The organism is Devosia sp. LC5 (assembly GCF_000735585.1).
Lineage (GTDB): Bacteria > Pseudomonadota > Alphaproteobacteria > Rhizobiales > Devosiaceae > Devosia.
Map to the genome: position 1 here is coordinate 25921 of NZ_JNNO01000021.1, position 11132 is coordinate 37052.

Annotated in this window: 9 protein-coding genes and 1 pseudogene; 5 read left to right on the forward strand and 5 right to left on the reverse strand. The window is 63.1% G+C overall.

Annotation, left to right across the window (positions count from 1 at the left end; translation table 11 throughout):
- Positions 1 to 95 precede the first annotated feature (95 nt).
- From FF80_RS11985 to FF80_RS12000, 4 genes are all read right to left on the reverse strand, one after another.
- Positions 96 to 620: a GNAT family N-acetyltransferase gene (locus tag FF80_RS11985; RefSeq protein WP_035100653.1), complete on the reverse strand. Its 525-nt coding sequence runs from the start codon at positions 618 to 620 to the stop codon at positions 96 to 98.
- Positions 621 to 700: 80 nt separating this feature from the next.
- Positions 701 to 1801: a Xaa-Pro peptidase family protein gene (locus tag FF80_RS11990; protein ID WP_035100655.1), complete on the reverse strand. Its 1101-nt coding sequence runs from the start codon at positions 1799 to 1801 to the stop codon at positions 701 to 703.
- Positions 1802 to 2126: 325 nt separating this feature from the next.
- Positions 2127 to 3716: an ABC transporter substrate-binding protein gene (locus FF80_RS11995; RefSeq protein ID WP_035100658.1), complete on the reverse strand. Its 1590-nt coding sequence runs from the start codon at positions 3714 to 3716 to the stop codon at positions 2127 to 2129.
- A 16-nt stretch (positions 3717 to 3732) separates the two neighbouring features.
- A complete protein-coding gene (locus FF80_RS12000; RefSeq protein ID WP_035100661.1) occupies positions 3733 to 4398 on the reverse strand; it encodes an XRE family transcriptional regulator in 666 nt (221 codons plus the stop codon).
- Positions 4399 to 4538: 140 nt separating this feature from the next.
- On the opposite strand from FF80_RS12000, the gene FF80_RS12005 reads away from it, so the two are divergent.
- The 5 genes from FF80_RS12005 to FF80_RS12025 all read left to right on the forward strand — a co-directional run bounded on the left by FF80_RS12005 (position 4539) and on the right by FF80_RS12025 (position 8968).
- Positions 4539 to 5615: an ABC transporter permease gene (locus FF80_RS12005; RefSeq protein WP_081917405.1), complete on the forward strand. Its 1077-nt coding sequence runs from the start codon at positions 4539 to 4541 to the stop codon at positions 5613 to 5615.
- Positions 5615 to 6517 (forward strand): ABC transporter permease, encoded by a 903-nt coding sequence (locus tag FF80_RS12010; protein WP_035100664.1) that lies wholly within the window; start codon positions 5615 to 5617, stop codon positions 6515 to 6517. Before FF80_RS12005 ends, FF80_RS12010 begins: the two co-directional genes overlap by 1 nt.
- A 148-nt stretch (positions 6518 to 6665) precedes the next feature.
- Positions 6666 to 7499: an ABC transporter ATP-binding protein gene (locus FF80_RS12015; RefSeq protein WP_035100666.1), complete on the forward strand. Its 834-nt coding sequence runs from the start codon at positions 6666 to 6668 to the stop codon at positions 7497 to 7499.
- Positions 7496 to 8245 carry an ABC transporter ATP-binding protein gene (locus FF80_RS12020; RefSeq protein ID WP_035100682.1) on the forward strand — a complete coding sequence of 250 codons (750 nt, stop codon included), beginning with the start codon at positions 7496 to 7498 and terminating at the stop codon, positions 8243 to 8245. Before FF80_RS12015 ends, FF80_RS12020 begins: the two co-directional genes overlap by 4 nt.
- Positions 8246 to 8473: 228 nt before the next feature.
- A complete protein-coding gene (locus FF80_RS12025) occupies positions 8474 to 8968 on the forward strand; it encodes a GAF domain-containing protein (RefSeq protein WP_035100669.1) in 495 nt (164 codons plus the stop codon).
- Positions 8969 to 9339: 371 nt separating this feature from the next.
- Here the strand turns inward: FF80_RS12025 and FF80_RS12030 are convergent.
- Positions 9340 to 10929: pseudogene (locus FF80_RS12030) on the reverse strand (L-glutamate gamma-semialdehyde dehydrogenase); the annotation flags it as partial.
- Positions 10930 to 11132 lie beyond the last annotated feature (203 nt).

The following is an 11132-nucleotide window of genomic DNA, read 5'->3' on the forward strand; positions in this document are numbered from 1 at the left end:
GATTTAGCTGAAGCTAAATCCTATCTCGCTTCCCTCCCCACAAGGGGGAGGGTGGACGACTGAGGGCTTTGTTCAATCTCAGGAATGCCACGGTGTCACCCCGACGCTAGCGGTTGCCCCCGCTCCAGCAAAGTCGTTGGCTCGCCCTTATAGGTTGGCCAGGCATATTCAGTGTAGCCGAGGGCGGCGGCCAGCTTCAGCGAAGGCGTGTTGTCCGGGTCGATCATGCAGACGGTGCGGGGCATGGATTGGTCGGCCCAGGCGAGCAGAGCGGTGAGGGCTTCGCGGGCGAGGCCGCGGCCGTGATATTGCGGCAGCAGGACCCAGCCGGACTCGGGGACATCGATAGGCGGGACGCAATCGCGGTGGAAATCGGCGAGGCCGACTTCGCCGATGATGGTGCCGGTCTGGCGATCGGTGATGACGAAGTAGCCGTAATTCAGCGCTTGCCAATGGCCGATATAGCGCAGGATGCGGGACCAGACTTCTTCTTGCGTGCTCGGGCGGCCGCCGATGAAGCGGGTCACGTCTGGGTCGGACCAGAGGGTGCAGCAGCCGGGGAAGTCGGCGGCGGTGTGGGCGCGCAGGATGAGGCGGTCGGTGGTGAGGATTGGGGGCATGAATACCTCAGGTAAGGCCCCCTCACCCGGCGCTACGCGCCGACCTCTCCCCCAAAGGGAGAGGTGAGAAGGGCGCAAGTTCAGCCGGCAGCTACAGCGTTACGCGGCATGTCGGAGAGGATTTCGGCCACGCCGTTGCGGATGATGACGATTTCCTCGAGGCGCAGGCCGAATTGGCCTTGCAGGTAAATGCCGGGCTCGATGGAGAAGACCATGCCTTCTTCCAGTACCGTCTCGCTGGTGGCGGTGATGTAGGGCGTTTCGTGGATGTCGATCCCGAGGCCATGGCCGGTGCGGTGGAGGAAATTGGGGCCGTAGCCGGCGGCGGTGATGACGTCGCGGGCGGCCTTGTCGACGGCGCTGGCTTTGACGCCGGGCTTGGCGGCGGCCATGGCCGCGGTGACGGCGTGATCGAGAATGGAGTGGATCTGGCCAAAGCCTTCAGGGGCGGAGCCGAAATAGCCGACACGGGTCATGTCGGAGGGGTAGCCATGGATGCGGCCTCCAATGTCGATGAGGACGGCGTCGCCCGATTTGAGCTGGGTTTCGCCCGTGTGGTGATGGGGGAAGGCGCCGTTGGGGCCGAAGCAGACGCTGGTGAATTCGGGGGTGGCGCCATTGGCCTTGTAGAAATCACGGATGGTGCTGGCGACTTCAAGTTCGGTAATGCCGGGCTTGAGGGCGGCGAAGCCGGCTTCCATGGCGGCATCGTTGAGGACGGCTGACGCCTTGAGGGCTGTGTATTCGGCCTCGTCCTTGCGGGAGCGGAGATAACCAACCGTGTCATTGGTGAAGCGGCGGCTGGCGCCGGGCAGCGCATCGAGGACGAGGAGCGCGAAATCGGCGCGCATGGTTTCGTCGAGAACGATGGAGGGGCTGATGCGCGGAACGCCGGTGGCGTTGAGCAGATCCTGCAGGGCGGCATCGGGGCCGTCGGCGTCGGTCCAGGGGAAGAAGGGCAGATCGGTGTGCTGGCGGGCGCTGTCGACATTGAGCGCGGGCATGAGGAAGCCGGCGAAGGTCGGCGAGATCAGGAGCAGCACCGGGCGCTCGTCGCCATGGGGGGAGAGATCGGCGAGGTAGAGCATGTGGCTGGAGGGGCCGATGGCGACGAGGTCGGTGTTGGTTTCGGCCATGCGGGCGCGGAGATTGGCGAGGCGGGTAGTGAGAATGGGGGTCATGGCGGGCTCGGATTTTGGGAGAACTCAGTAGACCTCATCCTGAGCTTGTCGAAGGGTGGGGTCGTGGCGGGATGATGCCACGACCTCGTGGTTCGACAGGCTCACCATGAGGTCTACTCAATCCTCGGGTGGAGTTCTGATCGGCGCAGAGCAAGTATTTTTCTCAGTCATTCCCGCGAAGGCGAAGGGACCTCTGTTTGAACTTGGAGAAGGAAACGGAGGTTCCCGCTTTCGCGGGAATGACACTGTGGTTTGGGAAGGAAGTGGGGAGCCGGGCCTGGGGCTCGGCTCCCGTTCGCGGCGGCATGGCAGGGCCGCTGCGGGATTACTGCTTCGTCACGAGGCGGTAGTAGACGAAGTCCGACGTGGCGCCGTTGACGTAGCCGCTGACGGCATTGGCCATGGCGACCTGGTAGGTGGCCTGGAACATGATGACGATGGGCGAGGTTTCCTGCACCTGCTTCTGCAGGTCGACATAGAACTCGTTGCGCTTGGTCTGATCAGGTTCGGCGAGAGCCGCGGTCACTTCGTCGTTCATTTCCTGCGGCACGGCCCAGGCGTTGCGCCAGGTGGTGGTGGCGGCGTAGGCGTCGTCGGCATTGTTCGAATTGTAGGCGAAAGCCTTGGCGTTGGAATGGGGATCCATGAAGTCGGGGCCCCAATAGAGCAGCATGGCCTGGTGGGTGCGCTCACGATATTTGGTGATGACCTGGGCGCCGGTGCCGGGCAGGATTTCGAAATTGATGCCGGCTTCGGCAAAGCTGGCCTGCAGGGACTGGGCGATGTCGGTGAACGGGGTCGAGTTGATCACGTCCAGGGTCACGGTGATGGGGGTGGCGACACCCGCATCGGCGAGGATCTGCTTGGCCTTTTCGACGTCCAGGCTATAGGGCGTTTCGTCATAGGAGCCGGGGAAGCCCTTGGGCCAGAAGGCCTGGTGCTTTTCCATCTGGCCGGCGAGGAAGGACTTGGTCATCCCATCGTAGTCGACCAGGTAACGGGCGGCTTCCCACACGGCTGGCGGGGTGAGAGCTTCGTCCTTCTGGTTGAAGGAGAGGAAGTGCACAGCCGCCTGGGGGAAGGTCTCGACCTTGACGCTATCGGCAGGCAGGCTACCGATCTGGTCGGGGGTGAGGTTCTTGGCGATATCGACGTCGCCCGAGGTCAGCAGCAGCTGCTGGGTAGCGGCTTCGGCGACGTGACGGATGATCACCGTCTTCATGGCCGGGGCGCCCTTGAAGTAGTTCTCGTTGGCGGTGAGGCGGATGATTTCGGCGGGACGGTAATCGGCCAGCACGAAGGGGCCCGAACCGGCCGAATTGGTGTTCAGCCAGGCATTGCCCATGTCGCCATCGACCTCGTTGGCCATGACGGTAACTTCGTCGACGATAGAAGCCGGCCGGGCGGCCAGCACGTTGAGCACGAAGGCGGAGGAGAAATCGCCGTCATACTTCACGACCACCTTGCCATCGGCGGCGGTGACCATGTCGGCGATGTTTTCCGGGGTCCAGCCAAGCTGGGCCAGGATGAAGGCCGGGGTCTTGTTCAGCTTGATGACGCGGGAGAAGGAGAACACCACGTCTTCAGGGCGAACCGGATTGCCCGAGGAGAAGGTGACGCCATCGCGCAGGGTGAAGGTGATGGTCTTGGCAGCGTCGTCGGCGACCCATTCACTGGCGAGGCCGGGCGCGAGGACAGTGGTGTCCTCGGCATCGTATTGCACGAGGCGATCATAGAGATTGGTATTGAGCTCGCCCGAGGTGAACTCATAGGCCTGGGCCGGATCGATCGCGACGATGTCGTCGATATTCTGGGCGACGACGAGAGCGTCGGCAGGCGTGGCAGCGAAGGCAGCGGTGCCGGCCAGCGGCAGCGTCAGCGCAGTAGCAAGTAAGGCTGCTGTCAGCAGTTTCATGGCGTTTCTCCTGTTATTATTTGACCAATTTCTTTTGTTTCACCGGCTTGGATTTGCCGGTTTTCGGCTTCGCCGACGGCTGGCGGGAAGGCTTTGCCGTCGAGCGGAAGAGGGTGAGCGTGCCGGTCCAGAGCAGGCGCGCGGGCTGGCCGGTATGGTTGGACCAGGAATGGGGGCGGTTGCCGCGAAAATGCAGGCTATCGCCGGCACTCATCACCATTTCCTCGCCTTCGAGGCGCTGGGTGATGGAGCCTTCGAGCACATAGAGGATTTCCTCGCCCTCATGCGCCACGGTTTCCGAACGATAGCCGGGCGGCACCGTCATGATGAAGCTGGAGAGCATATTGCCGGGGAAGTCAGCGCCCAGACGCTCATAGATGATGGAGGAGCCGTCGACCGAAAAGCGGTTGCGCTCACTGGCGCGGGTAAGGGCATTATCGGCGCTGGGGGCGGAGACGAAATAATCGATGCCGACGCCCAGAGCGCGGGCGATCTGCGCCAGCGTGCCCAGGGATGGGGTGGAGTGATCGCGCTCGACCTGGCTGAGATAGCCCACCGAGACGTCGGCGGCGGTGCCAAGCTCCTGCAGCGTCATCTGCTGCTGGCGGCGACGGGCGCGAATGAGCGAGCCCACCTTGGGGTGCCCATCCAGATCGGACTTGGCCAGTGCGGTTCCTGCCATACGTCTCCACCATAATTTTTTTGATATAAGCAAAGTTTTCTGTATGGTGAAAGCGAAATGTGAAGCCCTTCACAGTCTGCAAGAGAGTCCGCTTGCGGGCCTATTGCATTGTTTTTATTGGAGGATTTAGCCGCGTGAGCATGGAGCCGCAGATCGGGACAGCAGTGCCCTCCCCTAGCCCATCGATTGGTGCGGGCAAGCGCTGGGGGCGGCGGGTGCAGGCTGTGATCAGCTTCGTAGTCACGATTTTCCTCACCTTTCTGGGGCTGCTGGCGATCACCTTCTTCATCGGGCGGGTGATCCCGATCGATCCGGTGCTGGCGGTGGTGGGCGACCGGGCGAGCAAGGCGGTGTATGAGGCGGCGCGGGTGTCGATGGGGCTGGACCAGCCGCTTTATGTGCAGTTCGTGCAGTATGTGGGCAATGTGCTGAGCGGCAATTTCGGCATGTCGGTTTCGACCGGGCGGCCGGTGATTGCCGATATCAGCCGGTTTTTCCCGGCCACGCTGGAAATGGCGACGATCGGCATTCTGATCGGGGTGGCGCTCGGTGTGCCGCTCGGGGTGATCGCGGCGAGCCGGCAGGGCAGTTGGCTGGACCAGATCATCCGCGTGGTGGGGCTGCTGGGCTATTCGGTGCCGGCGTTCTGGCTGGGGCTGGTGGGGCTGGCGCTGTTTTATGCGCGGCTGCGCTGGGTTGGGGGGCCGGGGCGGCTGGATATTTTCTACGATGGCCTGGTGTCACCGGTAACCGGGCTGTTACTGATCGATAGCCTGATCGCGGGTGATATCGATATTTTCTGGAATGCGATCAATCACTTGCTGCTTCCTGCTGCGGTGTTGGGGTTCTTCAGCCTGGCTTATATCGCGCGGATGACGCGCAGCTTCATGCTGGATCAGTTGAGCCAGGAATTCGTGACCACGGCGCGCGTCAAGGGCGTGCCGGAGCGGGTGGTGATCTGGCGGCATGCGTTCAACCCGATCAGGGTGCCGCTGATCACGGTGATTGCGCTGAGCTATGCGGCGCTGCTGGAAGGCTCGGTGATGATCGAGACGGTGTTCTCCTGGCCGGGCATTGGCAATTACCTGACCACGGCGCTGCTCAATGCCGACATGAACGCGGTGCTCGGCGCGACGCTGGTGATCGGGGCGGTGTTCATTTTCATCAACAAGGTCTCGGACGTTTTGTACCGGGTGCTGGATCCGAGGGCACGCTGATGAGTTCAACACGTGACTGGCTGCTTGAAGATTCCCCGACCTCGCGCTGGCAGGCCAATGCCGGGCGGGCGTATCGGGTGTTTACCGCACTGCTGCGCAATCCACTGTCGGTGGTGGGCGGGGTGATCATCCTGGTGCTGGTGCTGACGGCGATCTTTGCGCCGTGGCTGGCCCCCTATTCGGCCACCGGGCAGGATCTGGCGAACCGGCTGGCACCGCCATCGGGTGCGCACTGGATGGGCACGGATGAATTGGGCCGCGATATCTTTTCGCGGGTGATCTGGGGCAGCCAGATTACCCTGACCATTGTGGGGCTGGTGGCGCTGATTTCGGCGCCGCTGGGGCTGCTGGTGGGGGCGCTGTCGGGCTATTTCGGGGGCTGGGTGGACCGCATTCTGATGGGGTTCACGGATATCTTCCTGTCCATGCCCAAGCTGATCCTGGCGTTGGCCTTCGTTGCGGCGCTGGGGCCGGGCATCAACAATGCCATCATCGCCATCGCGATCACCTCATGGCCGGCCTATGCGCGTATAGCGCGGGCGGAGACGCTGACGATAAGGCATTCCGAATTCATTGCCGCGGTGCAATTGCAGGGGGCTTCGCCGCTGCGGGTGATCGTGCAGCATATCCTGCCGCTCTGTACCTCCTCGATGATCATCCGCGTGACGCTGGATATGGCCGGGGTGATCCTGACCGCGGCGGGGCTGGGCTTTATCGGGTTGGGGGCGCAGCCGCCATTGCCGGAATGGGGCGCGATGATTTCGCGCGGGCGCACGTTCATTCTGGATCAATGGTGGGTGGCGACCATGCCGGGCTTTGCCATCATCATTGTGAGCCTGGGGTTCTGCTTCCTGGGCGATGGCTTGCGCGATGTGCTTGACCCGAAAAGTGAGGGCAAGTGATGGTTTTTTCGCATGACTTCACCACGACCACCGGCGCCCTCCTCGGGCTTGACCCGAGGATCACTCCTTGTACGTGCCGGGCTGAGAATGGCCCTCGGGTCGAGCCCGAGGGAGATGCGGTGGGTGTTGGACGCGCGGAGTTTGACTTGTGAGCACACTCCTTAAAGTTGAAAATCTGCGGGTCAGCTTCCCCACCCATCGCGGGCGGGTGGAAGTGGTCAAAGGCATTTCGTTCGCGTTGGGACGCGAGCGGCTGGGGATTGTGGGGGAGAGTGGGTCGGGCAAGTCGATGACGGGCCGGGCGATCCTCAAGCTCATCCGCAAGCCGGGGCTGGTGACGGCAGACAAGCTCGAATTCGAGGGGATCGACCTGCGCGCGCAGAGCGAAAAGCAGATGCGGTCGGTGCGCGGGGCGCGCATTTCCATGGTGATGCAGGACCCCAAATATTCGCTGAACCCGGTGATGACCGTAGGCGAGCAGATCGCCGAGGCGCTGGTGACGCATCAGAAGCTGCCGCGGCGCGAAATCGAGGCGCGGATCATTTCCATGCTCGAGGCGGTGCGGATCAATGAGCCGCAGCGGGTGGCCAAGCTCTATCCGCATGAAGTTTCGGGCGGCATGGGGCAGCGCATCATGATTGCCATGATGCTGATCCCCGAGCCGGAACTGCTGATTGCGGACGAGCCGACTTCGGCGCTGGATGTGAGCGTGCAGGCGCAGGTGCTCGATATCATTGACGATCTGGTGACGCGCAAGGGTATGGGGCTGATCCTGATCAGCCACGACCTGAACCTGGTCAGCCGCTATTGCGACCGCATTCTGGTGATGAATTCGGGAACTGTGGTGGAAGAATGCGCGGCGGGGGAATTGGCCAATGCCAAGCATCCCTATACGCGGGGACTGCTGGCGGCGATGCCGACCATCAATGAGAGCCGCGATGAATTGCCGGTGCTCGACCGGACACAATGGGCGGGCACATGAACGCGATAGACCTCAAGAATCTCGACATTTCCTATGGCGACACCAAGGTGGTGCATGGGGTGAACCTGACCATCGCGGAAGGCGAGAGCTTTGCGCTGGTGGGCGAGAGCGGGTCGGGAAAATCGACCATTTTGCGGGCCATTGCGGGGCTGGCGCCGGACTGGACGGGGGACATCTCCGTGCTGGGCCGGGCGCGCAGCCATGGGGTGGATCGCGCGGTGGCGCGGCAATGCCAGATGGTGTTTCAGGACCCCTATGGGTCGCTGCATCCACGCAAGACCATCGACTCGGCGCTGAGCGAGCCGCTGGCCATTCACGGCCTGGGCAATCGCGGCGAGCGGGTGGAGGCGATGCTGAAGGCGGTGGGGCTGGACCAGCGGTTTCGGTTCCGCTTTCCGCACCAATTGTCGGGTGGGCAGCGGCAGCGCGTGGCGATTGCCCGGGCGCTGATGCTGGAGCCCAAGGTTTTGCTGCTGGATGAGCCGACTTCGGCACTGGATGTGAGCGTGCAGGCGGAGATCTTGAACCTGCTGAAACGGCTCCGGCGGGAACAGGGGCTGACTTATCTCCTGGTGACGCACAATCTGCCGGTGGTGAGCTTTCTGTGTGATCGGCTGGCCGTGATGCGGCATGGAGGAATCGTGGAAGTGGCCGATGTGGAGCAGCTCAAGCATGGGCGGCTGGTGGAGGCCTATTCCAGGGAATTGCTGGCGGCAACGGAGGGGGCGAACCGGGCCACTGGGTGATCTGCGCCCTTGATTCATCGGCTCTATCGTCCCCTCGCCCCTCAGGGGAGAGGGCAAGGGTGAGGGGTGCGATGCTGGGGCAATCGAGGATGTGGAAGCATCGCACCCCTCACCCGCCGGCTGCGCCGTCGACCTCTCCCCTGAGGGCGAGGTGAATCTGGCGCATGCGACTATCCTCCCGTCCAGGGAGGCGAAGAATACCGATATCGAAGACCAAGGACCAAAAGAATGACTGACTATTTTGCAGCTGTGGCGCGGTTTGATGCCGAGATTGCCGAGGCGAAGGGCGCTGAGCAGGCGTTCGAGGCGCTGCAGACGCTGACGCAGGAGATTGTGGGGGCAAAGCTGTTCACGTTCATGAGCGTGGACATGGCAAACGAGCTGTCGCGCCGGCTTTATACCAGCGACGCGGCGAATTATCCGACTTCGGGGACCAAGCCGCTGCACTACGACCACTGGTTCGACACGGTGCATAAGGCGCGGGAATATTTCATCGCCAATTCGATCGAGGCGATTGCCGAGGTGTTTCCGGACTATCCACTGATCCAGTCGCTGGGCTGTGAATCGGTGGTCAACATGCCAGTGATTTTGGGCGGGGAGCTGGTGGGCACGCTCAATATGCTCGACGTGGCGGATTATTATACGGCTGAGCGGGTGGAGCTGATCCGGCGGTATATCGCGGTGCCGGCAAAGCTGGCGGCGATGGTGGCGGCCAAGGGGTAGGTTTTAGCGCTGCTGTGAGAGTTGGCACCCTCGGAGGGAACTCCGGGGGTGTTTTTTGTGTCCGTACCCGCCACTGCGTCATTGCCCGGCTTGTCCGGGCAATCCATGCCTCCGCTGATGCTGAGAGATGGATCACCCGGACGAGCCGGGTGATGACGGTGGGGGGAGTGTGAGCTTCGAACATGCATTGAAGCATGGGAGGGCTTGCGCCATTCGAGCGTAGCTCTCATGGCCTTCTCACCTCAAATCGCTCCACTGGAGCGATTTGCCCTGCGGGACGGATCGAAGCCCCTCACCCTGTAATTTCTTCTGAACGAAGAAATTACGGTCCCTCTCCCTCAAGGGGAGAGGGTTGGCATCGCGTTTCGCCCCTACCCCGCTGACGCCATCAGGCTGGCATTGCCGCCGGCGGCGGTGGTGTCGATGCAGATGTGACGTTCGAGTTGGAGGCGGGCGGTGTCGTCCGCTGACGTCAGCAGCGGCAGGAGGGCGCCGTCGCGGGCGCTGAGGGCGATGCGGATGGCGCGCAGGTTGCGGTCGGTGCCGAAATAGGCGACAGCCTGGAAGGTTGCGGCGTGGGCCAGGGCGTCGAGGTCGAGTTCGGCGGACAGGGCGATGCAGAAGGTGGCTTCGGCCATGTGGCGCTGGGCAGCGTAATCGGCTTCATTGGGGCCGAGGCAGAGCAGCGTGCCGCGAGGGGCCAGCGTGAGGATGTTGCTTTCGCCGGTTGGGCCGGGGAGCGGAAGCGCAGCGGATTGCAAATCCGCGTACCCTTTGGTGAAACGCGGCAGATAGTGCGGGCCGCCGGCTTTGGGGCCGGTGCCGGACAGGCCTTCGCCGCCAAAGGGCTGGGAGCCGACGACGGCGCCGATCTGGTTGCGGTTGATATAGATATTGCCGGCATGCACCTGGGCCGAGACGGCGCGGACGCGCGAGGAAATGCGGGTATGCATGCCGAAGGTGAGGCCATAGCCCGAGGCGTTGATGGCGGCAATGACGGCGTCGATATCGTCGGCCTTGAAGGTCGCGACATGCAGGACCGGGCCGAAGATTTCTTCTGGGATGGCCTCGATGCCGGTGACGCGCAGAACGGTGGGGGGCACGAAAGTCCCAGCGCTCGGATCTCGTGGTTCGACAAGCTCACCATGAGGTCCTTTTCTGGACTTCAAGGTGTGAATCAGATTCCCCGAACGCTCGTAAGTGTCGATATAGGCTTGGATTTTGCTGCGGGCGGCTTCGTCGATGACGGGGCCGATATCATTGGCGAGGTCCCAAGGATTGCCCAGGGTGAGTTCGTCCATGGCGCCGGTGAGCATTTCAATCGTGCGGTCGGCCACATCCTCCTGGATGTAAAGGATGCGCAGGGCCGAGCAGCGCTGGCCGGCGGACTGGAAGGCGGAGGCGAGCACGTCGCGCACGGCCTGCTCGGGCAGCGCGGTGGAATCCACGATCATGGCGTTGAGGCCGCCGGTTTCGGCGATGAGCGGGGCGTCGGGCGCCAGGTTTGCCGCCATGGCGCGATCGATGCGGCGGGCGGTGGGGAGGGAGCCGGTGAAGGCGACGCCGGCAATGCGGGGGTCGGAGGTGAGCGCGGTGCCCACTTCGCCGGCGCCGGGGAGGAGCTGGATGGCGTCACGCGGGATGCCGGCCTCGTGCATAAGCTGAACGGCGCGGTGGGCGATGAGCGGGGTTTGCGGGGCGGGCTTGGCGAGGACGGGATTGCCCGCGACCAAGGCCGCCGCGACTTGGCCGGTGAAGATGGCCAGCGGGAAATTCCACGGCGAGATGGCGGCGAAGGGGCCGCGCGGGGCGGCCAGGGGCTGGGCCTCGGCCTGTTCGGCGTAGTAGCGCAGGAAATCGACAGCTTCGCGGAGCTCGGCGATGGAATCTGCCCAGGTTTTGCCGGCCTCGCGGGCGAGGAGGGCGAAGAACTCGGCGGCGTTGGCCTCGTAGAGATCGGCGGTGGGGGGGGGGGGGGGTCTTTTTACCCCCTTCCGCCGCCCGCGGACGCCACCGTTTTTATTTTCTGGGGGGGCGGGGTACTTATACAAAAAAAAACGAAATGACCGAAGTAGCTGAAGAGGTATCGAGAAACCAAGGGTATGTACACAAACTACAGCGAACGAGAAAGACAGACTGATACCCGCACGTGCGTACTGTAAGA